The following is a 23825-nucleotide window of genomic DNA, read 5'->3' as shown; positions in this document are numbered from 1 at the left end:
AATGTCGAATGATCAAAGATCATGTGAGCTTGTTATCTTGGAAACTAGCGATTTACACGGTGCGCTGCTGCCGATTCGATACGGAGACAACGGACCGGCCGAGCTTGGGCTCGCCAAGATCGGAACGTTAATACGGAATGAGCGGAGCAAGCGGAGGCATGTGTTGTTTATAGACAATGGCGATTTGATTCAAGGCACGCCGCTCGCCTACCACCATGCGAGACTCGACCGTGAATCGGCGGATCCGATGGTAACGGCGCTCGGCGCTTTGAACTGCGATGCCGCCGTCGTTGGCAACCACGAGTTCAACTATGGGCTGGGGACGCTCCGCAAAGCGATGAAGGAGTCGTCGTTCCCATGGTTGAGCGCTACTGTTGTGGATGCGGAGAGCGGAGAGCCGGCCTTCGGCAAGCCATACGTCGTGAAAGAACTGGAAGGCGGCGTACGCGTCGGGATATTGGGCTTGACGACGCCGTATATTCCGAACTGGGAGCAGCCTCAGCATATTGAAGGCTTGCGTTTCATCGACGCTGTTGAGGCCGCCCGGCAGTGGGTGCCGATGCTTCGCCGCGAGGAGAAGGCCGACGTCGTTGTCGTCTCGTACCACGGCGGCTTCGAACGGGATATGGAGACGGGAGAACCGACAGAGCCGCTCACGGGAGAAAATCAAGGCTACCAGCTGTGCATGGAAGTCCCGGGCATCGACGTGCTGCTTACCGGCCACCAGCATAGACAAATCGCCGGTTTGGACATCAACGGGGTGACGATCGTGCAGCCGGGGACGGCCGGTGTCGTGCTGGGCAAAGTAACGGTTCGGCTGGAGCAAGGCCCGGAAGGCTGGAAAGTCACTGGGAAGAGCTCCGAGCTGCTGTCCGTAAACGGTGTAGAGCCGGATGCGGAGCTGGTGGAGCTGGCGGCTCCTTATGAGCGTAAGACGCAAACATGGCTCGATACGCCGATGGGCAGACTCACCGGGGATATGAGCGTAGTCGATCCGATGGCGGTGCGGATGAAGGACAATGCCCTGATCGAATTCATTAATAAGGTTCAGATGGAAGTGTCCGGGGCGCCGATTTCCAACACCGCGCTGTTCGACAACTTCTCGCCGGGCTTTCCGGCGGACATTACGATGCGCCATATCGTGGCGAACTACATATATCCGAATACGCTGAAGGTGATCCGCGTGAAAGGGAGGGATATCCGCGATGCGCTGGAGCTTTCCGCGGAATATTTTGCCGTGGGGGAGAATGGGGAAGTTATTGTCAATCCAAGCTTTGTCGAGCCGAAGCCGCAGCATTATAATTATGATATGTGGGAAGGCATCGAGTACAAGCTGAATGTGGCCCGCCCGCACGGACAAAGGGTGATTGAGCTGAACTTCCAGGGGAAGGAGCTCGATATGGAAGCCGACTACGATGTGGTGATGAATAATTACCGTGCGGCGGGCGGCGGCAACTACTGGATGTATCAAGGGAAGCCGGTCGTCAAGGATATTCCGACGGATGTCGCCGAGCTGCTGGCCAACTACATCATGGAGAAGAAAGTCATCGAAGCTACCGTGAACGGAAACTGGGAAGTCATTAAAGAGGAGGAGTAAAAATGAGCTGGGAAACGTACGAGTTATGGCCTGAAGGCGCGCCGCTTACGGCGGGGACAACGGATGAGGACCGCCCTGCGGTCACCTGGTATCCGGCTCCGGGCGAAGGCATCAAGTCGGTAGTTGTCGTATGTCCGGGAGGAGGCTACGGAAGGCGCGCTGCCCACGAAGGCCATGACGTCGCTCTATGGCTGAATTCGGTGGGCATATCGGCGGCGGTGCTGCGCTACCGCGTCGCTCCATACCGCGAGCCTGCGCCGCAGCTGGATGCGGCCCGGGCGATCCGGTATGTGCGCTCGCGTGCAGAGGAGTGGGGGATCGACAGGGAGCGGGTGGCTATACTCGGTTTCTCGGCGGGAGGCCATCTGGCGTGCGTAACGAGCAATTGGGGCGACGACGGGGATTCGGGAGCCGAAGATCCGGTCGAACGGTTCAGCAGCCGGGTGCAGGCGGCTGTGCTGTGCTATCCCGTCATCACAATGGGAGCGTTCACACACGCAGGGTCTAAACTCAATTTGCTTGGGGAAGCGCCTTCGGATGAGCTCGTTGAGCGGTATTCGGGGGAAAAGCAGGTTCACGCCGCGACGCCGCCGACGTTCATCTGGTTTACGGCCGACGACGGGGCGGTGCCGGTAGAGAACGCGCTGGACTATGCTGCGGCGCTGCGGCAGGCAGGCGTTCCATTCGCGCTGCATGTGTTCGAGAGCGGAAGGCACGGACTGGGCCTCTCGAAGGATCATGAAGAGGCGAAGCCGTGGACGGATTTGTGCGCGGCGTGGCTCCGCAAGCGGGGTTTTTGCTGACGGATTGATGTTGGGGGGCGCAGCGGAACACTTTTCCGTAGACAGCGAAGGGCTTGATAGGCTTGCTAAATTCTTGGACTATCACGGTTGACCTCGCGCGCAAAAAAATGCAGCCTGGAAAGCCTGCCGAGTACGGCAGCTTCGGAGCGGGGGGCTTTAAGGCTCCAGGGTATGTAAGGGCGTTGAACGACGTTGGGAAGGGCGATGGGGCGGATGGCGGCGGACATTAGGGCTGCAGCCGAATGGGCTGTAGCCGTGCGGGTAGGAGACGAAGTCAACGAGGAGGTTACCGGGACGGTTCGGCGTATCGCGAAGCGTTTGGAGGAAGCGGCGTTTCCGGGGTTGATCGAAGCGGTACCTGCGTTGGTCTCGGTGATGGCGATATTCGATCCTGCCGTCGTTGCCGGAGCTTCTAAGGTGCAGCCCGGTACTGGTAAAAAAAGTAACCCGGCTGAGGATGATACGTCTGCCGCCCGGGCCGCTGCTTGGCTGCGTTCCATACTTGCGGATATGGGACCTGATTCGGTAAAACGGTCGGAACGTACGGTGGACATACCGGTTTGCTACGGAGGAGAGTCCGGTCCGGATCTGGAGCATTTGGCCGAGAAGCTGGGAATGTCTCCACAAGATATCGTATCGCTTCATTCCGGTGCTGTGTACCGGGTTGCCATGCTCGGATTTTTGCCGGGCTTCCCGTATTTGACGGGATTGCCGAAGCAGCTGCATGCACCGCGCCGGGAAGTGCCCCGTGTCTCTGTGGATGCGGGGGCGGTCGGCATCGGCGGCGGTCAAACCGGCGTGTATCCGGTACGTTCTCCCGGCGGCTGGCAGCTGATCGGCCGCACGCCGGTGCGCCTGCTGCGGCCGGAGCACAATCCGCCGGTTTTGCTGGAAGCGGGGGATCGGGTTCGTTTTGTTCCGATATCGGCGGAACGGTATGCAGAGCTGGAGCAGGTGGAGCGGGTTAAGGCAGGCGACGGCGGAATCGTTCCCGGTACCGGTCGGGCGGAAACGACTGGCGGCGCGATTGTCGGCAGTAGCGCCGTTGAAGTGGTGAACGGCGGGCTGTGGACGACGGTGCAGGATGGAGGACGCCGCGGGTACCGCCGCTTCGGCGTGCCGTGGAGCGGCGCGTTGGACTTGCCGGCGCTGCGGACGGCCAACGCGCTGGTCGGAAACGAGCCGGATACCGCAGGGCTCGAGTGTACGTTGTCGGGGCCGGAGCTGAGGTTCCGGCAGGAGACGGTATTCGCCGTCTGCGGCGGCGAGTTCGAGCTGCGGCTGGACGGCGACCCGGTGCCGTCCGGCCGTCCGGCGCTGGCACGCGCCGGCAGCGTGCTGCGCGTCGGGCGCGCGGTGCACGGCTGCCGCGCGTATGTGGCGCTGGCCGGCGGCGTGCTGACGCCGCCGGCGCTTGGCAGCCGGAGCACGGATGTGCGCTCCGGCCTGGGCGGGCTGCAGGGCTCGGCCCTGCAGCCGGGGGCTGCGCTGCCGCTGGGCGCGCCGACGCCGACAGGTGCCGCGCTGCTGCGGCAGCTGCGCGAGAGCGGCCCCGCCCGCTGGGGGGCCGCCGGGTTTGCCGCCGCCGCCGTCGGGGCTGGCGGCGGCAGAGCGGCGCAGCCGCCGCGGCGCGCAGCGGCGGTGCTGCGCTTTGTGCGCGGCCCGGAGTGGGCCGCGCTGGGGCCCGCGGCCGCGGCGGCGCTTGCCGCGGGAGCGTGGGCCGTGCAGCCGGAGTCGGACCGGATGGGCATCCGGCTGCACGGCGAGGTGCCGCTGGCGGACGGTACGGCTGCAGCGGCGGGAACGATGCTGTCCGAGCCGGTGCTGCCCGGCACGATCCAGCTGCCGCCGTCCGGCCAGCCCGTGCTGCTGCTGTCGGACGGCCAGACAACGGGCGGCTATCCGCGGATTGCCCAGGTTGCCTTCGCCGATCTGGGCGTCGCCGCACAGCTGCGTCCCGGCGACATCGTCCGGCTTCGGGAAATTACTCTCGCGGAAGCCGAAACGCTATGGCTGAAGCAAGTGCGTGAGCTGGCGGTTCTCCAGACTGCCGTTCGAATCAAGTCGTGCGGAGTGTAAAGGTAGTCCTGCTTGTTTGCTTGAAGATTTTAGCGGATTCTCAGGGTCTTATTTGACCTAAAGCTAGTGAGGATTGCAAAATAACGGATTGTAAAGGATTTATTTGCTGCGTTTTGAGCAGCAATATCTTTCGTTCGGTCCAATAAGGTTCTCGGAAACCGTTATTTTACTAATTTGTTTGTAACCTGCCGGAATAAAACCCTGGGAGACCGTTATTTTCTTTGGCAGGGGATTTTTGCAATAAGGGTATTCCATGGGGAGGAGATCGCATGCCATCGGAGGAACGAAGCATGGACTCGGCAATGCCGCAACAGGCCCAGATCGATCTTAACGCGGATATGGGAGAAAGCTTCGGCGCTTACACGATCGGCGACGACGAGGCGCTGCTGGATATCGTGACTTCCGCCAATCTGGCCTGCGGGTTTCATGCCGGCGATCCGGCGACGATGCGGCGTGCCGTGCAGCGCTGCTTGGCCAAGGGGGTGGCGATCGGCGCTCACCCCGGACTGCCGGACCTCGCCGGCTTCGGTCGCCGCACAATGCAAATCACGCCTGACGACGCTTACGAGCTGACGATCTATCAGCTCGGCGCCCTGCAGGCGTTCGTGAAAGCCGAAGGAGGCAGCCTTCGGCACGTTAAGCCGCACGGCGCCCTGTACAACATGGCCGCCGCCCGCCCCGAGCTCGCCGAAGCCATCGCTCGGGCGGTCGCTCGCGTCAGCCCGGAGCTGACGCTCGTCGGGCTCGCCGGCAGCGCGTTGCCGCGCGCTGCCGAAGCCGTCGGCCTCCGTGCGGCCGACGAAGCTTTTGCCGACCGCGCTTACGCCGCGGACGGCTCGCTGGCCCCGCGCCATATGCCCGGCGCGGTCTACGAGAGCGCCGCGCAGGCAGCGGCGCAAGCGCTCTCCATCGCGCGTGACGGCGCGGTGCGCGCGATGGATTCCGGCGCGGCGGTCCGCGTCCGCGCCGATACGATTTGCGTGCATGGCGACAGCCCGCACGCCGTCGCAACAGCTCGCGCCGTCCGACGCGCGCTGGAGGAAGGCGGCTGCGCCATCGCCGCCTTGTAATCATGGGTACTAGCCCGAAATCCTCCGGCTGTAAGTGTCAACAGGGATGCTGCAGCCGGGCAACCGGAATTATTAGCTTTCTTACGTCCCCCGTACCGCCCCCAGCCCCAAGCGGGTGCCTTGCCGTTTATATCCTCCTGTAACGTCCCGCTATATTACGAAAGACGACCTGAGTGTATCAGTTGCTTCATCGTCCCATTTTACCGCTTGTGTGGAAATATTCATTACTTCCCGCAGCATGCAATCATCCCGCAAGCCTTAACCTTGCAGCCACAAAACAATCGGCACAAACAGCAAGCCCGTCACAATGCCGGTGAGCGCCATAGCGAACGCGCTGTAGCTGCCTTCATCCTCATATTGCCGGATTAGCTTGGCTGTACCGATCCCATGCGCCGCTACGCCGACAGCAATGCCGATTGCAAGAGGATCCCTCACACCGATAAGCCGCAGAAACGCCCTCCCGAACATACTGCCTAACAGCCCGGTCAGAACGGTTAACACCGCGGTGAAGGAAGGGTTGCCGCCGATGAGACGGGACAGCTCGATGGCGATGGGGGAGGAGGTCGACTTCGGCATCATCGTCAAAATCAGCTCCCGGCTCCCGCCCAGCAGCCAAACGAACAGTGCAGCCATGACAATGGCGACAATAGCTCCGGCACAGATCCCGACGCAGACCGCCCACGCTTCTTGCCGGATTCGCGACCAATATTTGTACAGCGGCACGCCGAGGGCTACAGTGGCCGGACCGAGAACGAGCGTCAGCCATTCCCCGCCGGCCTGATACGCCTCATACGGCACGCCTAGCGCAAGCAGAAGAACAATAATGCCTGCGGAGCTCGTAAACAGCGGATGGATCGACGGAAAGCGCCGGTGCAGTCCTAAACCGCCCACATAAAACAACACGCTTACGGCAAGCCCGAACAGCGGCTGACCACTCCACAAAGCAGCCAACCCTTCATTACTAGCCGCAGCGATGCCCGTCACCCCCGCGTCCGCTGCGCTCTGCACCACCCCTATATCTGTCATCCCAAGTCGCCTCGCTCTCCGTTGTAACCATCCAATCCATCCCCACGCCAGCCGCACTCCGCGCCGCAGCCGCGCCCATCATCCACACATTCGCCGCACTCCGCGCCGCAGCCGCGCCCATCATCCATACATACGCCGCACTCCGCACCGCAGCCGCGCCCATCATCCATACATACGCCGCACTCCGCGCCGCAGCCGCGCCCATCATCCACACATTCGCCGCACTCCGCACCGCAGCCGCGCCCATCATCCATACATACGCCGCACTCCGCGCCGCAGCCGCGCCCATCATCCACACATTCGCCGCACTCCGCGCCGCTACCGCGCCCGTCAGTCCCACGCCCGGCGCTCTCATCGCCGCAGCCATGCCGATCATACCCCCATCCGGGCTACTCTCCGTCAACGCCACGTTCCCGCCGATTCTTTCCGCCGGCACGGCCGGACAGTGCCGCCGTCATCCAGCCCGTCGCAGCCAATACCGCAAACGTGCTTCCGACCAAGCTCACCCCGACGCTTAGCCAATGGGCTCCAATATACGGAAAGAACGTCATCGTTCCGACCAGAAAAGGCACGAAAAACAGCAGCATATGCTTCGTTAGAAAGCCGGCCGTCTGCTCCACCCATTCCAGCTTCACAATCCGCAAAAACAAGGACGCCGTAAACAAGATCAGTCCGATCAGGTTCGCCGGAAGCGGTATGTGACCAAGCTCCTTGACGGCAAGCCCCAGCAAATTGAATCCAAGTAAAATCGCAAAGCCAAGCATTCCCCGCACCTCCAACCCCACGAATCTAATTACATCAGTATACGATAATTAGGCAAGCATCGGTTATAACGATTCCTGATGCGTTCGGACATTTCCGTTATAACGATTCTTGCCCTTGTTAACGGCTTCCAATTCGGGCATGATAGGTAATGAGCCGGCCAGCTACTTCGCAGGAAAGGAGTGTGATCGGATTGATTACTGCAGCTGAGGTGGTCTCTGCGTAAGCAGAGACTGTTTGCAGGGAGGGGCCGACCCCGGCCCCTTCACATTTCACTAGACAATGTCTCAACCAATGGTTTATAATGGCAGTATTAACCAACACTAACTACCGAACGAAAGGAGATGGATTCCATGGTAACCCGTACTGTTATGCCGATTGTGTTTGTATCCGTATTTGCAGCCGACGCTTCGTTACAATCGAATAGCAGCGCCCATGGCATATCCGCGACCTGACCTTTCGTTTACGTATATACGAGTACGAACGCTAAGGCACGATACAGGGTATCGTGTCTTTTTTGCGCCCAGAAACGGGTGTAAATAGCGATTCTCATACATTTAAACTACGAAAAGGAGGAATGGGCAATGCAAATTGCATTTACCGGCACGGCCGCGCATACCGTCAGCACTAGCCAGACAACCGCTACACCAACATTTATGGAAACCTTCAGGGAGGTTTTATTTGATGAGTTACAAAAACGGAAAGGATTTTCTTCCCCCTAGCCTGCTGAAGCAGCTTCAGGAGTACATCCAGGGCGAGATTATTTATATACCGAAGAAGGAACAGAAGCGCGCCGGCTGGGGCGAAAATAACGGAACCCGCCTCATCATCGAGCGCCGCAACAGCGAAATTTTCCGCATGTACCAGAGCGGCACGCCGATTATCGAGCTCGTGCAGTCGTTCCACCTGTCGGAAGACAGCATTCGCAAAATCATTACCAAAAAGCGGCTCCATGCGGCAAGCTCCCAGCGAGCCTAGCGAACAGCGACCTTAGCGTCGCTGTTTTTCTTTTGGCCGAATGGGGAAACTTTTAACAGAGAAAAAACGTTCATATTTATTGAGTTTATGATAAAATTTACAAAGCTTATGAAAACAGTCCCGCCATAAGGAGTCGATTCGTTTGTCCACCCACCGCAACACGATTCAAAGCGATGCCGCCGTATCGCCTATGCAGACGCTTAAGCTGATGTTCAAGCAGTTAAGACCGAAGCAGTGGAGCAAAAATGTGCTCGTCTTCGCTGCGCTCGTCTTCTCGCTCGGCACCGGCCAGCCGATCCAAATAACGAATGTGATTATTGCGTTCTTTTTATTTTGCTTCGTTTCCGGCTGCGTCTATATTTTGAACGATTTTATGGACCGCGAGGCGGACCGGCAGCACCCGGAGAAGCGGCACCGTCCAATGGCGTCGGGACAGCTGAAGCCCGCGTTCGCGCTGAGTGTAGGAGCCGTTCTGTTGATCGGGTCGCTGGTCGTGGCGTTTACGATGCACCCGTTGTTTGCGCTGCTGCTGGCGGTTTATTTTGGCCTTAACGTCGGATATTCCTTGAAGCTGAAGCACGTCGTCATTCTCGATGTGATGATTCTTGCTTCGGGCTTCGTGCTGCGAGCGATCGGCGGGGCGCTGGTGATCAATGTGCGCTTTACGCCGTGGTTTTTGCTGTGCGTATTCGTCCTGTCGCTGTTCCTCGCTATCGGCAAGCGACGCCACGAATTGCTGCTGCTGGAGCATTCCAAGGGCTCGCACCGCAAGGTGCTGGAGCATTATTCCGAGCCGCTGCTCGATCAGATGTCGACCATCGTGACGACCTGCGCTATCATCAGCTACTCGCTGTTCACGTTCATGTCGGGGCGTACGATTTACCTCATGTGGACCATTCCGTTTGTGTTTTACGGCATTTTCCGGTATTTGTATCTCATTCATGTGCTGGGCAAGGGCGGTAAGCCGGACGAGCTGCTGTTTGAGGACAAAGGGATCCTCACCTGCGTCGTGCTGTTCGGTGTCGCCGTCACCGTCATTCTTACTTTCTTCGAATAATAGGCTGTACGGAAAGGATTTTGTATAATGCAGGCTTACGCATTTGCTTTTTCTTCGATTCTGTTAGGTGCCGCCGGGCAAGTGCTCATGAAGCTTGGCACCAATAAGCTCGGCGGCGAGATGATGCCTTCGCTCGTGCCTATGCTGCGCGCGATGCTGACGTCGCCGTTTATTATGGCCGGGCTAATGTGCTACGGCATCTCCGCCGTGCTGTGGATTTTCACGCTTTCCCGGCTCCCGTTGTCGCAAGCGTATCCGCTCGTCGCAGCAGGGTATGTAATTGTGTTTGTATTTTCCGTATTTGTACTTAAAGAAACGGTCACTGCTGCCAAGCTGGGCGCCATGCTGTTGATCGTGGCGGGAGTGGTTGTACTTGCAAAATCGTAACTTCCGGCTGGCGGCAAAATGGTGTATCGCAGTTTCAGGCTGTTTATTTGGCTTGGTTGCTGCGCTTTATGCAGCGATGTTCGTCGTGCTGCTGCTTCGGCTGCCCGTTACGCGCATGACGTTAAGCTTGGGATTGCTGGTTATGGCAGCAGCGGTTGCGGCGTTTGCGATATGGCGGCTGAGGCGGGGGGCGCCGGGCGGGTCGTTATGGCTCCGCGGCGGCAGTGCGCTGCTTATTTCGGCGATATGTGCGGCGGTGTCGGTCTATAGTGCCGGTGTCATCTACGATACGTCGTATGACGGCCAGGTGTACCACTATTTCGCGGTGCTCCAGCTGCAGAGCGGCTGGAATCCGATTTACGACCCGATGGGGATCGACCTGATCTGGGTGAACCATTACCCTAAAGGCGTTTGGTTTATTGCTGCGGCGATATACACGCTCACCGGTTTTGCCGAAACGGGTAAGGCGGTGAATGTCATCGTGATGGCTTCGTCGTTTTTTGCAGCTCTGGCGGTGCTGCTTGCTGTGTTCTCCGCCGAGCGTAAGGGCGAAGCGTTCTCGGGCCTGTCCGCATTGTCCCGCGGATCGGCCGCGGTGCTGATCGCTGCCAGCGCGGCGATGAATCCGGTCACGTCGATGCAGCTGTTCACTTACTACAACGATGGTATCATCGGCAGCCTGCTGCTGCTGCTGGCCGCGGCGCTTGCATACTTCACCTATACGTACGAACGCCGGGCGCTTTGGCTTTCGGCCGGAGCCGTCGTTTTGCTGATTAATGTTAAATTTACGGCGATCGCGTATGCCGGAATTTTGTGCGCGACGATGGTTGCGGCGGTTGCGATTCGGCTGTGGCTTGAGAACAAGGACGGAAGCATGCAGGGCGGTGAAGGCGGAGTCAAGGCAAGGCTGCTCGCTGTCCTTAAAGCAAGGGCTATGTGGCGTCCCATTACGGTGCTGCTGGCTACCGCAGCGGTTGCGGTCGTCGTCATCGGCTGGAACCCTTATGTATTTAATACCGTTAAGCAAGGGCATCCTTTCTATCCGCTAGCCGGAAAAGGCGCTCTTGATATCATGACGGTAAACTCGCCGGCGGATTTCCACAATCATACACGCTGGTACAAGTTTGCCGTCTCCTATACGTCGAAGACGGAGGACGTCATCGCGCCGAACGTCACGCATCGGTCCGCATGGTGGCCGATCGACTGGAGGCAGTTTGCGAACCTGAACGTGGATACCCGGATTGCGGGGTTCGGGCCGCTTTCTCGGTGGCTGCTTGTGCTTACGCCGGCCCTAGGGCTGCTGATTGTCATGCTTCGCTGGCGGGTAGGCGTAGTGGCCGCCTTTGCGGGCGCTGGGCTGCTGGCTTCCGTGTTCATTAACCCTGAACCGTGGTGGGCCCGTTATGTGCCTCAGCTTTGGCTGGTACCGCTGGTTTTCGTCGCGGCGGCGTGGAGAGCCCGTCAATGGCTGCTTCGCGGTGCCGGAGCGGCGGTGCTGGCGATGTGTTTCATTTCCGCATACTTGTGTGCTGACATCAGTATAGGCCGAGCCTACAAGCAGAGCCAGGAAGTGAAGGCGCAGCTGCAGGACATGCAGGGCAAGCAGGTGGCGCTCTTCTCGGAGGCGTTCAAAGCTCCGGCACAGCGAATGAAGGAGTGGGGCATCGACTACCGCGAGGTGAAGAAGGAAGATCTGCGCTGCAAGCAGCCGGTAACGGCCGCTTATGCTGCGTCGTTATTATGTATCGAATAATGGAGAGTGAAAGCCGTGTATATTATTGCTCCCTTCTTGGCGTGGTTGTGCGCAGGGACGCTCAAATTCATCATTAATCAGCTGCGGTTCGGCAACGCGAAGGAGAGAATCGGCAACGGCGGCTTCCCGAGCAATCATACGTCGATCATGACAACGACCGTGATGCTGATCGGATTCCGCGAAGGCTTTGACACGGCCATGTTCAGCCTAGGTGCGGCGATTACGTTTATCGTTATTATCGACGCGACGGGTCTGCGCCGCCACGTCGGTTTCCATGCCAAGCGGCTGAACGAGCTGAATCCGGCGAGCGAGAAGAAGCTGCGCGAAAGCATGGGGCACAACCGCATCGAAGTGCTCGGCGGTCTTGTGCTGGGCACGCTGCTGGGCTATGTGCTGAGCGTTGCATCGCAGTGGTTGGCTTAAGTGAAAGGCGGGCGGGTAACGGTATGTGTTATGTTTTCGTATACGGGACGCTGCTGCCTGGGGAACGCAACCATCATATCGCCGCGCCCTATGTGACGGCGGAGCCGAAGGCCGGTGCGGTTCGGGGTTGGCTGTACGATTACGGTCCGTATCCAGGACTCGTGCTTGACAAGGCGGCTCCGCCGGTCGAGGGAGTCTGGCTGAAGGTAACGGAAGAAGGGTTGGCCGCGATGGATGCGCTGGAGGAGTATTTCGGTCCAAGCCATCCGGGCAACGACTATGAGCGGGTTGAAGCGGAGGATGCCGCATCGGATATGCGCGGCTGGGTATATGTGTGGGCGGACAGTCGAGGCTGTCCGCTTATTTCGTGCGGCAGCTGGCGGAAGCGTTAAAAGAAATGTCGGCGTGTTTGTCGAACGATGGCGAAGGTGGTAGAATTTTCGGAAAATAACAGCTTTATAGATATCCGATTCATGATATAATGACGTTAATTATTGGCGTTAAGGAGATCGTGTATGACGATGAAGAAAATACTGCTTGCAGATGATGAGATGGCGCTGCGGTATCTCATTACGGAGACGTTGGCCGAGGAAGGCTACGAGATTACGGAAGCGGAGGACGGCGGCGAAGCGCAGAAGCTACTCGAACTGGAGCAATACGATCTCGTCATTCTTGATTATATGATGCCGGAGAAGACGGGCGTGGAAGTGTGCGAATGGCTGCGCGCCGGGTGCGGTCCGAACCGGGACCTGCCCGTGATTATTTTAACGGCCAAAGCGCTGGAGAAGGACAAGGAGAAGGCTAAAGCGGCAGGTGTCACCCGATACATTGTTAAGCCATTCAGTCCGTTGCAGCTGATCGAGGTCGTGAAGCAGCTGCTGGCAGCGTAGAAACGGACGGGAGGCATTGAGGTCGTGCACACGGATTCAAACAATCGGCTCATGCGCGAAGTGCAGAGGCTGTTCGTAAACGAGCTGGAGAGCCAGCTCAAGCGGCTGGAGCTGCTGGAACTGAGGCTGTCGGAGGAGCCGGCCTCGTTCGACGAGAGCGCGCTGGCATTATATCGAATCGTCCATACGCTGAAAGGTTCGGCCGCGATGTTCGGGTTTGCCCGCATCGGCAAAGTGGCGGAGCGGCTTACGCAGCTGTGGGAGTGGACGCAGGAGCCGGAAGGCGAGGGGTGCCGTACGGAACACTCGAAGCGGAGACTGTACCGGCACAGTCTCGCAGGAACGTCGGGTTTGATAAGCGATCTGAGACGGGAATTCGACATTTCCAAAGTTGAATATGAGATGGACAAGCAGAAGGTGAAGGCGAGGCAGCTCTCCGGAGGAGCGCACAAGGGCCGGCTCCTTGTAATCGACGACGATGATACACTCCGCTCCTATCTGGTGAGCAGGCTGAACGCAGACGGCTACGAGGTGTCGGAAGCGGCCGATGTGGATACGGCCATACGGCTGCTGCGCGAGCAAGCTTTCGACTTGATAACGCTTGATCTGGTTATGCATCCGAAATCGGGCTACGAGCTGTTCGAGTTGTTGAAGGAGGATCCGACGCTGCAATGGATTCCGACCATCGTACTGTCCGGGCGCGAGGATGTGTCGGACAAAGTGCGGTGCTTCTATATGGGATCCGATGATTATGTTACCAAGCCGTTTCAATACGAGGAGCTTGCGGCTCGCATCTACAGATTGCTGAAGCGGACGGAGAGCTTCGAACAGCTGGCGTTTCGCGACCCGCTGACGGGGGTGTATAACCGGTTATATTTTGACAATCAGATCAAGCTTGAGCTGCAGCGGGCTGAACGTTATCCGGCGCCGCTTTCGATTGCGTTCCTGGACATCGATAAATTTAAGTCGATTAACGATACGTACGGGCACCATATCGGGGATTTGGTGCTGCAGGGCTTATCGCATATCGTCCAGCAGAGACTAAGAGCGACGGATTTGCTGGCTCGTTTCGGCGGGGAAGAGTATGTCATTGCAATGCCCAATACGGATGGGGAGCAGGCGAAGCAGGTCGTTCAGCACATTTTGCAGCAGGTTCGGGACAACCCCGCCGCTCAGAACGATGGAAACGAATATCGCATCACCTTCTCCGCCGGTATCGCAGAGTGGAAGCCGGGTCAGTCGGTCAAGGATTGGCTTCAGGCTGCGGATCAAGCGATGTACGAAGCCAAGCAGGAAGGGCGGAATCGGGTGCTGCTCGCCAGGGAGGCCGGCATAGGCTCGGAGGAGCAGATTGACCCCTGGGCCGGGACGTCATCGTCGGAGGCTGTCCGTCGTAACGTATTGGTCGCCGATGACGATATGATTCTGCGTTCCATCGTGATCGGTCGTCTGCGCGAGCTGGAGATGCCGCTTAACATCGTAGAGACGGGCAATGGGGACGAGGCGTATGAGCTGCTGGTTTCCCGGCCGTTCGACCTGTGCATCTTGGACGGCAGCATGCCGGGCATGGACGGACTTCAGGTGCTGGAGCGGCTTCATCGGAGGCACCTGGCCGGAGGGACGACGGACCATGAGCAGACGAAAGTCATGATGCTGTCCGGGCGGAAAAAGGATGACGATATCGCCCGCGGCTACGAGCTCGGTGCGCACGATTATTTGCCGAAGCCGTTCTCGCTCGTCGAGCTCGACCTGCGCGTGAAGCGGCTGCTTGATTTATAGCTTTGGCGGGCCCGATTGGTTCGGTTGAGGATGTGATCAACTGACCGGGAAGGGCCTGTTTTTTTGTGGTTTGCTGTGTGCATGGATGCCGGTTCATTTACACGGCTGCACGTGCACGGCTGGGCCTACATGGCTGCACCTATGCGGCTGTATCGCACGTCTGCATGTGCACGGCGGCACCACCTATACGCAACCCCCAACATGCAACCACCTACATGCAAGCACCTACATGCAAGCACCTACATGCAACCATCAACATGCAAGCACCTACATGATACAGCCTAGATGCTTGCCGCCTACACGCAACTACCTACACGCAACTACCTACACGCAACTACCTACACGCAACTACCTACACGCAACTACCTACACGCAACTACCTACACGCAACTACCTACACGCAACCACTTACAGGATACTACCTACATGCTACCACTTACACACTACTTTCGTGCAGCACAACAAGGCCCAAAAGGGCGTTGTTGAGGTGAGCCGGGGGCCTGCCGCCGCACAACAAGGCCCAAAAGGGCGCTGTAGGGGGAAGCCGGGGTCCCGCCGCCCTACAACAAAGGCCCAAAAGGGCGTTGTTAGGGGAAGCCGGGGTCCCGCCGCCCTACAACAAGGCCCAAAAGGGCGTTGTAGGGGGAAGCCGGGGTCCCGCCGCCCTACAACAAGGCCCAAAAGGGCGTTGTTGAGGTGAGCCGAGGGCCCGCCGCCGCACAACAAGGCCCAAAAGGGCGTTGTTAGGGGTAGCCGGGGGCCTGCCGACGCACAACAAGGCCCAAAAGGGCGTTGTTGAGGTGAGCCGGGGGCCTGCCGACGCACAACAAGGCCCAAAAGGGCGTTGTAGGGGGAAGCCGGGGGCCCGCCACCGCACAACAAGGCCCAAAAGGGCGTTGTTAGGGGTAGCCGGGGGCCCTCCGCCGCACAACAAGGCCCAAAAGGGCGTTGTTAGGGGTAGCCGGGGGCCCTCCGCCGCACAACAAGGCCCAAAAGGGCGTTGTTGAGGTGAGCCGGGGGCCTGCCGCCGCACAACAAGGCCCAAAAGGGCGTTGTTGAGGTGAGCCGGGGGCCCGCCGCCCTACAACAAGGCCCAAAAGGGCGTTGTTGAGGTGAGCCGAGGGCCCGCCGCCGCACAACAAGGCCCAAAAGGGCGTTGTTGAGGTGAGCCGGGGGCCCTCCGCCGCACAACAAGGCCCAAAAGGGCGTTGTTGAGGTGAGCCGGGGGCCCGCCGCCCTACAACAAGGCCCAAAAGGGCGTTGTTGAGGTGAGCCGGGGACCCGCACCCGCACAACAAGGCCCAAAAGGGCGTTGTTGAGGTGAGCCGAGGGCCCTCCGCCGCACAACAAGGCCCAAAAGGGCGTTGTTAAGGGAAGCCGGGGCCCCGCCGCCGCACAACAAGGTCCAAAAGGGCGTTATCGTGTCACGAGGTATAGGCTGCATCATTTTGGCGGTACGAAGCAGCTAGGCTCGTTTAAGAAAACGATGAAAAAGCCGGTTAGACCGGCCATTCTCCGTTAGCGATGTCGAAGGTTTTGCCGCCGACTTGTACGTGAACGCGGCCGTCATCCGCATCCCGGCTGCGTAAATACAGCAGAGACGGCCTGCCCAGAGCATAGCCCTGCTCCATACGTAAGTCCACGTCCGGGATGCCGAAATAGCGATGGCGAGCGAGATATCCGGCAAGGTTGCCCGCCGCGCTGCCGGTAGCCGGGTCCTCGGGAACGCCCAGCGACGGCACAAAGACCCGTGCGTGCAGGTCGTTGCCGGGCTCCAAAGCGCCTGGAGCGAATACGAGCAGCGTTTCGGACTGCAGCCTTGGTCTAAATTCGGCATATCGTTCAATGTTGACACGGCATGCTTGCACGTCGCTAACCTGCCTCAGCGGTACGATTAACGAAGGAAGTCCTGTCGACACTTCCTGCACAGGAAAGCGCTCGTCAATCTGGGCCGGTTCCAGGCCGAATAGCGATGCGATTTCTTCCCGAGTGAACCTCGTGCCGAAACCGGGCGGCTTCTGCGTCATCCAGGCCAGTCCGCCGCCGTCGTTTTCCCACTTTACCGGGATAGGGCCGACGCCAAGGTTCAGGATGACCTCCGGGACGTCATGACCGATAATATTTTTACGGATATAGTGGGCTGTCCCAAGAGTCGGATGACCGGCGAACGGGATTTCTCGTTCCGGTGTGAAAATGCGAACGTCATAGCCCCCGTCACGCGGCTCGTCCGATAAAATAAACGTTGTCTCGGAGAAGTTCAGCTCCTTGGCAATCCTCTGCATATGTTCCGTGGTCAAGCCGGCTGCCCGGCGAAATACACCCAGCTGGTTGCCCGCATAACGCTGCTCGGCAAATACGTCGACGATAGAGAAGGGGATTGTTGGCACGGCAAACATCTCCTATTTACGAATTTCGTTCCATTGTAGCATAGTTCGACTTTGGATTCGTCACGATTTTTATAGTAAACTGTCAGTAGGTAATATGTGGAGACCGCCAGGAAAATATTGTTCACGATTACGACGGATTCACTGGAGGTTTGTGACGATGCGTTATTTTACGCTGGAAGAGGCTCGGGCCATGCTGCCTTTCGTACGTGAGGATTTGGCCAAGCTGCAGGAAACGAAGCGGGCGTTTGAGCGCGGATATGCGGAGCTCAGGCTGCGCAAAGAGCAATATGCTTACGGGGAGCTGAGCAGGCAGGAAGGAGAAGATCCGTTTTTCCTGCTGGAATGTGAGCTGGAGTTTCTCCAATTTGAGGCGAAAAGCTCGATTCGGCAGTTTTTTGAGAAGGGAATTCAGATTAAAGATATCGATATCGGGCTGATCGATTTTCCGGCTATGCTGGAAGGGCGGGAAGTGCTGCTGTGCTGGAAGGCGGGGGAACCGACGATCGAATATTATCACAGCCCTGAGGATGGATACGCCGGTAGAAAGCGGCTGGCCGAATGATGCTTAGTGCGAACTGGCTTAAACCGATGTTATTTGACGCTGGGGCTGGATCGCCTCAGAGCCGGCGATCTTCGCCGAAGGCGCTGACCGGGGCGCCGCTCGGCCTGCTGCAGGTGCCGCCGGCGACGGCGATCGCTTTCATCGCCGCAACTCGCTCCGGCGCACCCGCAACGCCCTTTGCGAGCCCGCGCATCGCTTACTCGAACCTTCATGCTGCGGGTGCCGATGCCGGGACCATAGTTAAGGAGATGTGACCGCTATTTATTACATATGGAGAAGGAACCATTCTTTATGGCGGCGGACGCTGCCGATTGCGGTGCTGCTGCTGACGCTGCTCGCCATTGCGGCACCGCTTCGCGTATCGGCGCACGCCTCGCTCGTCACGGCCGTACCCGAGCCGAACACCCGTCTGGCCGAACCGCCGCCGAGCATTACGCTGACATTTAACGAAAGATTGGATGCCGGGCTATTTTACATTAAAGTATACAACGAAGACGGGGATTCCGTAACGAATGCGGCGGCTGTGATGACCGCGGATCAAACCGGCGTCAGTCTTCCTTTGCCGAAGCTGCCTGAAGGGGCTTATCTCGTCTCGTACCATGTCATATCGGCCGACGGGCATCCGGTAAGCGGAAGCTATCCGCTTGCCATCGGCCCCGGAAGCCCTGAAGCAGCGATAACGGTGCCTTCGAATCCAGCATCCGGCGGACATGCGCATGGCTTCTCCGATGGCTTCGGTGTGGAGAAGGCCGGCAAGTTTCTGTCGCGCGGAATTTATTTCGCGGCGCTCTTGGCCGCTGCAGGCTGGGCGTTCTGGATACACCTGGCAAGCTCCGGCACGCCGACTGCGGTGCAAGCCGCGGCGGGCGAGTCCCGGCAGTCCTGGCGCACATGGACGACGAATACGCTGCGCGTCCATGTCATCGCGCTGCTCTTCCTGATTGCTACGCATGCCCCGGATTACGTCGGGGAAGGAGGCTGGGACGAGGTCGTCCAGCTCTTTACTTCGACTTCGATCGGATTGAACTGGGTCGCATCATTTGCCCTGGGACTCATCGGCTTAGTCGTCGTCGGACGCAGCCGCTACCTCGATATCGCTTGGGCAGCCGCACTGCTGCTGGTCAAGAGCTTGAGCGGGCACGCTAACGCCGCATCGGCGCAGCCTTGGCCGATTGTCGCCGACTACGTCCATTTGCTCGGGGCCGCCGTCTGGGTAGGCGGGATGTGGGCGGTCCTCGCTTCCTTGAACATCGACCGCAGCACGACGATGGGACTGCTGCGCCGTTTCTCTCCGGCAGCGCTGATGTCCATCGTTCTGCTTACCGTCACCGGCATCATCTCGACCGTGCTTTATGTCCCGAAGCTGTCGTATCTTTTGTATGCCGAATGGGGCTACACCCTCATCGCCAAAATCGTTCTGGTCGCCGCCGTCGTCATCGTCGCCGCTTTCTTACGATTCCGGATCAGAAGCACCGATGACCCGATGCGCGTGAAGCGGCTGCTTACCGCAGAAGTGTCGCTGATCGCCGCCATTTTGCTGGCCGTCGGAGTATTGACGTATTTGCCGCCTAAGCCGCAAAACGAGCCGTTTTATTGGCACAAGATGGGGCCGCCGCTCCATGTGACAGCGACCATTACACCGAATGTACCGGGTGCGGACAATACGGTTACCGCCGTCGTGTGGCTGCCCAAGGAAGCCGGGGATCCGAAGCAGGTACGCGTGCAATTGTCCAGTTTGGACAACAAGGAGATTGCGCCGATCAGCATTCCGGTCGTGCAAGTGGAGAAGACCGGGAATGATGCCTCCTACGGCGACTTGCAGCGGTACACCTACCGGGCTCAAGGCCCGTATGTCCCGTTCGGCGGCAGCTGGAAGCTGACCGTTACGGTGCGCAACAGCAACGATGACGAGCTGCAGGAGGAGCAGACGTTCCGCGTGTTCTAACACAATGAAAAAAGAAGGGCTGCCGACGGTCACGATGACCGGTACGGGCAGCCCTTTGCTTTGGCTGTCATCCTGGGAGCCGCATGGATAACGGCTTAAGAAGACTTCTTCAAATAGGTGCGGCTTGCTTTAATCCACTCTTCGACATAATTTCCGGTCGACCACTGCGCCATAATGACCGTTTCATTCTCGATCAAATTTACGGTAGCCTTCGGCGTCGTCCCCAGCTTGCCGCCCCGCGTCTCATAGAAGAATAAATTCGTCGGCGTGACGACCGCCAAAAAGTCTTTCTTCGGCGACGACAAGGCGTCGACTGCGCTCGGCTGCACCCGCACGATATCGGCCCATGCACAGCATAGCTGGTCGTGCGATACGACCGCATCCGGCAGCGGCATGGAGACCGGCCGCAGCATATAGCTCTCGTTGTCCCCGTTAAAGACCGAATCGGCAATATTAGGCACCCAGCTGCCGGGCCGGCGCAATATTGCCCACTGCGACGAATCGGTCGAGGAGCCGCCGAACAAATCGGCGAAGGGGACGTAGTTCCGCTTCGAAGGGTCAGCGGTGGCCGCCGTCAGTTGGCCGTTCACCTGCTGGAGCTCCTTCACCCAAATTCGTGACGTTTGCAGCTTTTTGTTCCCGCTTTTCGCCGTCTCGGTTTGTTCCAGCGATACATACTTATTGCCGACAAAGAGGAGCTTCTCCGTATGCTGTACGCGTTGTCCGTCGCTCGGCTGCAGCTCGGGTACGAGTACCGGCTTATTCGCCGGATGGGCGATTACAGTGTTGTATATATTGCCGCCGCTGGAGGAACTGACGGCGTCGATTTTCCAAAACATTTGCCCGTAAGGCAGCAATATGCCTTTGCCTTCTGCAGCGACTTCCAAGTTTCCGTTCACCGGAGCGATGAAAAGGGTGCGATAGGAGCTATCCGGGAGCTGATCCGAGTTGAGCTTGGCGCTCTTTCGTTTGAAATCCGCGCGCAGCCCGATAAGCAGCCCCGATTGATATTGCATCTGCGTGTCGGAGACGGAATTGCCCGCTTCAGCAGGAGCCGGGTCCGCGGCGGGCGAGGCGGCAGCCGTCGTAACGGAGAGCTCCGTCTGTGCTTGTGGCTGCGGCCAGCCGTTCCAATCCATGATCAGGAGGAACGCTCCTACGGCGGCGAAGGTCGTAAAAGCCGCCGAAAGCCGAAGCCGCTTCCACCGCGATTTCCGTTCGATGCTTTCTTCTATCCGCTTCTGCAACTCATCGTTGAAGCCCCTATGCGGATATGGACCCTTCTGGAGATCACGCTCCGGATCGAATTCGGATCGATCCAAGACCGTCATCCCCCTTTCGCTTCAATCGCCTTTAGTCTTGCTTGATGCAGCCTCGATTTAGCGGTTTCTTCCGAAATATCCAGCACATAAGCGATTTCGGCGATTGTCAATCGGTGGTGAGCCGACAAGATCAGCACTTCGCGAAGCTTCGCCGGAAGCTCCATTACCGTACGCCACGAAGCGTTCATACGGTCGTTATCCGGATCGTCGGCCCCGCCGGATTTGCCCCGCAGAGGCAGCCTCTGCAGCAGCGACGTCTTCACGGATCCGGCCGCGCTGTGCGTTAAGGCCAGCAGCCATGCCTTGACGGACGATTCTCCCCGGAAGAGCGGAAGCGCGCGGTATGCTCTTACGAACGCTTCCTGCGTGATGGCGTCGGCATGCTCCGGGCTGCGGGCAAGGGCAAATGCGAAGTTCCATACGTCGCCCCCGTACGCGCCCATTAATTCGCGAATTACAACCTTCTGGTCAACGGTGGATGAAATATATTGCAAATAGTCAAAATTGGCACTCGTGCTCACGTTCTTCACCTCAGTCATATTAGACGCACAAGAAGGGTGAAAAGTTGTTGCGGATAACAACAAAAGGAAAAAAATGTGACGGCGGCGTCGATGTCGAAAAAAAGTAAGTTGCAGCCACGTTCGTTCGACAACTTCCTAGTACTTGCTATGCTATGATGGCAGGGCAGTTTGTAAACCTTATTTTCATCTAAAGGAGTCCGCCTCTTATGCAGCTTGTCGGTCCGGAACCGTTTCAGGAAGAGCAGCTTCACCGACTTCTGTTTCAACAGGCCCCGAAAGCCCTTGGTATGATAGATTTGCTTGGCCGTTGGATCGATGTCAGTGACGCCTTGTGCCGAATGTTCGGCTATACCAGGAAAGAACTCATCTACCGCCGGTGTGACGATATCCCGCAATGCGGCCATCCCGACGAATCAACCTTTCGATTCGAACAAGCTTTGCGCCGTAAGCTGAACCATCATGCCCAGAATAAAGTGTTACTGTGCAAAGACGGACATCCGATCCGGATATCGTTCAAGATGACGCTAGTACGCGACGATGCCGGACAGCCGACGTGCTTCCTGATCGAGATCGAACCGGCGTCCGTACAGCCGGCGCCGGCTGCCGGGAGAGAGGAACAGCTCGTCCGGGCCTATCACCAAAAGATATCGGATGCTTTCATGCTATTGGACAGGAACGGGATTGTGCTGGACATGAACGAGACGTATTCGATCATGTTCGGTTGGCTGCCTGAGGAGGTTATCGGTCAAAGTCTGCCGTCTGAAACGGAGACGCTAGGCAGCAGCCTGCTAAGCCTTATGGAGATGGCTGGACAAGGCCATGATGTGACCTGCTATGAGACGGTAAAGTATCGGAAGGACGGCAGTCCGGTCGATGTCAGTGTTTCCGTCGTACCGATCTTTGAGGATACCGGGATGATCATGGAATTTGCGGTAATCATGAAGGATTTGACCCTACATAATAAATTGTGGAAGCAGGCCCGGGAAAGTGAGGAAACGTTCGCGAACCTGTTGGAGCATTCGCCGGAACCGTTCCTGGTTTTCCGTAACTCCCTCTGTGTGTATGCCAACGCCGCCTGCTTGCGGATGCTCGGTACGGATGAAGGGGATAGTCTGGAGTTCCGTACCCCGGCACAGTTCGGCTGCCAGGAGAGTGCGAAGCTGCTGGAGGAACGAGTGCAGAGGGCGATGCAGGGATTAATTAACGGTCCTACGGAGCTGCAATTGTTCCGAATGGACGGCACCGTTATTGAGGTGGAGGCCGTCTTTATACCTGCTCTGCTGAACGGAGAAACGTATGTACATGTGCTGATTCGGGACATCACGGAACGAAAGCAAACGCAGGAGCTGTTCCGGCAGTCGGACAAGATGAAAGCCGTCGGCCAGATGGCTGCTGGGCTGGCCCACGAAATTCGCAACCCGCTCACTGCAATTAAGGGCTTCGTTCAATTGGCGGAGATGCAGCTTCCTAGCAAATCGGAGTATTTTACCATTATCAAATCGGAAATTGAGCGCATCGACTCCATAACGAGCGAAATGCTGATGCTCGCCAAACCGAATCCGAGCCGGATGAAAGTTATGGATCTGCGCGGCGTCTTGAAGGGGGTCAGCCAGCTGCTAGAAACGCAGGCGATCCTGAGCAATATCGAGATTCATTGCAGGCTGGGGGAAGAGCCCGGCTTCGTTCTGTGCGACGAGAATCAAGTGAAGCAGGTTTTCGTCAACTTGATTAAAAATGCGATTGAAGCGATGAAGTACGGCGGTGCGATTACGGTTACGGTCTGTATTGACCGGGATAACGCGGAGATCGTCGCGGAGGTCAAGGACGAAGGGTGCGGCATTCCGGAAGAGCAGATCGCCAAGATCGGACAGCCGTTCTATACGACGAAGGAAAAAGGAACCGGGCTCGGATTGATGGTGAGTTATAAAATCATTGAGAATCACCGCGGGAAAATCGAGGTGTACAGCGAGGCCGGAGTCGGTACGAAGTTCCGGATCCGCCTTCCCGATGCCGGCAGGCAGCGTCTGAACAGTTGATGTAACGGATGCAGAACCGCCTGGAGCGCGGCGGAAACCACCGGTAGGCAAGAGGCGATCCTTCCTCCGTTAAGTAAAATGAATGGCAAAGCCCGAAGCGGGAGCGTACCGTTTTCGGGCTTTTGTTCTTGCATAGCCAGGAAATGATAGAAGCGGCTTTTCTGTACATAAACCTATCATATTTTTCCGTTCTTGCCGGAATCGGCTTTGTTTGAAGGCGCATTTAATCGGAGGATTCATGCGAACGTGAAGCCATTTTGCTCATTCATCGGCTATCGGGAGTAAATGCCTGCATAAGTAAATACAGGCACCTTTGCTGCGAAAGGACGGCTACGGACGCTTTGCCTTCAAATGTCTGCAATTTCGCAGTAATAAATTCAGGCAAGCTAGCTGTTTGAATGATTCCTGTAGGTATACGGGAAACCTTGTGAGCCGTAACGGTTTCCGA

The 23825-nt window shown here is 58.1% G+C and carries 22 protein-coding genes; 16 read left to right on the top strand and 6 right to left on the bottom strand.

Annotation, left to right across the window (positions count from 1 at the left end; genetic code table 11):
• Position 1: 1 nt before the first annotated feature.
• The 4 genes from ACFFK0_RS16060 (at position 2) to ACFFK0_RS16045 (ending at position 5549) form a co-directional block, all read left to right on the top strand.
• A complete protein-coding gene (locus ACFFK0_RS16060) occupies positions 2-1597 on the top strand; it encodes a bifunctional metallophosphatase/5'-nucleotidase (protein WP_377471275.1) in 1596 nt (531 codons plus the stop codon).
• Positions 1598-1599: 2 nt separating this feature from the next.
• A complete protein-coding gene (locus ACFFK0_RS16055) occupies positions 1600-2400 on the top strand; it encodes an alpha/beta hydrolase (protein WP_377471274.1) in 801 nt (266 codons plus the stop codon).
• Positions 2401-2613: 213 nt separating this feature from the next.
• Positions 2614-4479: a 5-oxoprolinase subunit PxpB gene (gene pxpB / locus ACFFK0_RS16050; protein WP_377471273.1), complete on the top strand. Its 1866-nt coding sequence runs from the start codon at positions 2614-2616 to the stop codon at positions 4477-4479.
• 290 nt (positions 4480-4769) lie between these two features.
• Complete coding sequence (locus ACFFK0_RS16045) at positions 4770-5549, top strand: LamB/YcsF family protein (RefSeq protein WP_377471272.1); 780 nt, start codon at positions 4770-4772, stop codon at positions 5547-5549.
• Positions 5550-5807: 258 nt separating this feature from the next.
• Here ACFFK0_RS16045 and ACFFK0_RS16040 read toward each other — a convergent pair whose 3' ends face one another.
• The 3 genes from ACFFK0_RS16040 to ACFFK0_RS16030 are packed head-to-tail and all read right to left on the bottom strand — an operon-like array spanning position 5808 to position 7339.
• The gene (locus ACFFK0_RS16040) at positions 5808-6575 is read right to left on the bottom strand and encodes an LrgB family protein (protein ID WP_377471271.1); all 768 of its coding nucleotides are present in this window, start codon (positions 6573-6575) and stop codon (positions 5808-5810) included.
• On the bottom strand, positions 6511-6978 hold the full coding sequence (locus tag ACFFK0_RS16035) for a hypothetical protein (RefSeq protein WP_377471270.1): 468 nt from the start codon (positions 6976-6978) through the stop codon (positions 6511-6513). The genes ACFFK0_RS16040 and ACFFK0_RS16035 overlap by 65 nt, the downstream gene beginning before the upstream one ends.
• Entirely contained in the window at positions 6965-7339 is a 375-nt protein-coding gene (locus tag ACFFK0_RS16030) for a CidA/LrgA family protein (protein WP_377471269.1), read from the bottom strand. The genes ACFFK0_RS16035 and ACFFK0_RS16030 overlap by 14 nt, the downstream gene beginning before the upstream one ends.
• 682 nt (positions 7340-8021) lie before the next feature.
• Between ACFFK0_RS16030 and ACFFK0_RS16025 the strand changes: the two genes are divergently transcribed.
• The 8 genes from ACFFK0_RS16025 (at position 8022) to ACFFK0_RS15990 (ending at position 14604) form a co-directional block, all read left to right on the top strand.
• Positions 8022-8315 carry a CD3324 family protein gene (locus ACFFK0_RS16025; RefSeq protein ID WP_377471268.1) on the top strand — a complete coding sequence of 98 codons (294 nt, stop codon included), beginning with the start codon at positions 8022-8024 and terminating at the stop codon, positions 8313-8315.
• Between the two features lie 136 nt (positions 8316-8451).
• Positions 8452-9372 (top strand): decaprenyl-phosphate phosphoribosyltransferase, encoded by a 921-nt coding sequence (locus ACFFK0_RS16020; RefSeq protein WP_377471368.1) that lies wholly within the window; start codon positions 8452-8454, stop codon positions 9370-9372.
• Between the two features lie 27 nt (positions 9373-9399).
• Positions 9400-9759 (top strand): DMT family transporter, encoded by a 360-nt coding sequence (locus ACFFK0_RS16015; protein WP_377471267.1) that lies wholly within the window; start codon positions 9400-9402, stop codon positions 9757-9759.
• Positions 9746-11512, top strand: coding sequence for a hypothetical protein (locus tag ACFFK0_RS16010; protein ID WP_377471266.1), 1767 nt, complete (start codon positions 9746-9748; stop codon positions 11510-11512). The genes ACFFK0_RS16015 and ACFFK0_RS16010 overlap by 14 nt, the downstream gene beginning before the upstream one ends.
• A gap of 15 nt (positions 11513-11527) precedes the next feature.
• The gene (locus ACFFK0_RS16005) at positions 11528-11935 is read left to right on the top strand and encodes a divergent PAP2 family protein (RefSeq protein ID WP_377471265.1); all 408 of its coding nucleotides are present in this window, start codon (positions 11528-11530) and stop codon (positions 11933-11935) included.
• Between the two features lie 23 nt (positions 11936-11958).
• Positions 11959-12327, top strand: coding sequence for a gamma-glutamylcyclotransferase family protein (locus ACFFK0_RS16000; RefSeq protein WP_377471264.1), 369 nt, complete (start codon positions 11959-11961; stop codon positions 12325-12327).
• A 123-nt stretch (positions 12328-12450) separates the two neighbouring features.
• Positions 12451-12825 carry a response regulator transcription factor gene (locus ACFFK0_RS15995; RefSeq protein ID WP_377471263.1) on the top strand — a complete coding sequence of 125 codons (375 nt, stop codon included), beginning with the start codon at positions 12451-12453 and terminating at the stop codon, positions 12823-12825.
• A 24-nt stretch (positions 12826-12849) separates the two neighbouring features.
• Positions 12850-14604 (top strand): diguanylate cyclase, encoded by a 1755-nt coding sequence (locus ACFFK0_RS15990; RefSeq protein ID WP_377471262.1) that lies wholly within the window; start codon positions 12850-12852, stop codon positions 14602-14604.
• Positions 14605-16103: 1499 nt separating this feature from the next.
• Here the strand turns inward: ACFFK0_RS15990 and ACFFK0_RS15985 are convergent.
• Positions 16104-16991, bottom strand: coding sequence for a PhzF family protein (locus ACFFK0_RS15985; RefSeq protein WP_377471261.1), 888 nt, complete (start codon positions 16989-16991; stop codon positions 16104-16106).
• A 157-nt stretch (positions 16992-17148) separates the two neighbouring features.
• Between ACFFK0_RS15985 and ACFFK0_RS15980 the strand changes: the two genes are divergently transcribed.
• The 3 genes from ACFFK0_RS15980 to ACFFK0_RS15970 are packed head-to-tail and all read left to right on the top strand — an operon-like array spanning position 17149 to position 19498.
• Positions 17149-17553 (top strand): DUF2203 domain-containing protein, encoded by a 405-nt coding sequence (locus tag ACFFK0_RS15980; protein WP_377471260.1) that lies wholly within the window; start codon positions 17149-17151, stop codon positions 17551-17553.
• Entirely contained in the window at positions 17550-17807 is a 258-nt protein-coding gene (locus ACFFK0_RS15975; protein ID WP_377471259.1) for a hypothetical protein, read from the top strand. The genes ACFFK0_RS15980 and ACFFK0_RS15975 overlap by 4 nt, the downstream gene beginning before the upstream one ends.
• On the top strand, positions 17804-19498 hold the full coding sequence (locus tag ACFFK0_RS15970) for a copper resistance CopC/CopD family protein (RefSeq protein ID WP_377471258.1): 1695 nt from the start codon (positions 17804-17806) through the stop codon (positions 19496-19498). Before ACFFK0_RS15975 ends, ACFFK0_RS15970 begins: the two co-directional genes overlap by 4 nt.
• A gap of 95 nt (positions 19499-19593) precedes the next feature.
• On the opposite strand, the gene ACFFK0_RS15965 is transcribed toward ACFFK0_RS15970, so the two are convergent.
• Both ACFFK0_RS15965 and ACFFK0_RS15960 read right to left on the bottom strand, forming a co-directional pair.
• The gene (locus ACFFK0_RS15965; RefSeq protein ID WP_377471257.1) at positions 19594-20820 is read right to left on the bottom strand and encodes a hypothetical protein; all 1227 of its coding nucleotides are present in this window, start codon (positions 20818-20820) and stop codon (positions 19594-19596) included.
• Between the two features lie 5 nt (positions 20821-20825).
• The gene (locus ACFFK0_RS15960; protein WP_377471256.1) at positions 20826-21341 is read right to left on the bottom strand and encodes an RNA polymerase sigma factor; all 516 of its coding nucleotides are present in this window, start codon (positions 21339-21341) and stop codon (positions 20826-20828) included.
• Between the two features lie 206 nt (positions 21342-21547).
• Here ACFFK0_RS15960 and ACFFK0_RS15955 point away from each other — a divergent pair, with 206 nt between their 5' ends.
• Positions 21548-23377, top strand: coding sequence for a PAS domain-containing protein (locus ACFFK0_RS15955; RefSeq protein ID WP_377471255.1), 1830 nt, complete (start codon positions 21548-21550; stop codon positions 23375-23377).
• Positions 23378-23825: the final 448 nt, after the last annotated feature.

The sequence above is a fragment of the Paenibacillus chartarius genome (assembly GCF_042432825.1).
Classification (GTDB): Bacteria; Bacillota; Bacilli; order Paenibacillales; family NBRC-103111; genus Gordoniibacillus; species Gordoniibacillus chartarius.
The sequence above is the reverse complement of the archived record's forward strand: the minus strand, read 5'-3'. Positions and strand labels throughout refer to the sequence as shown.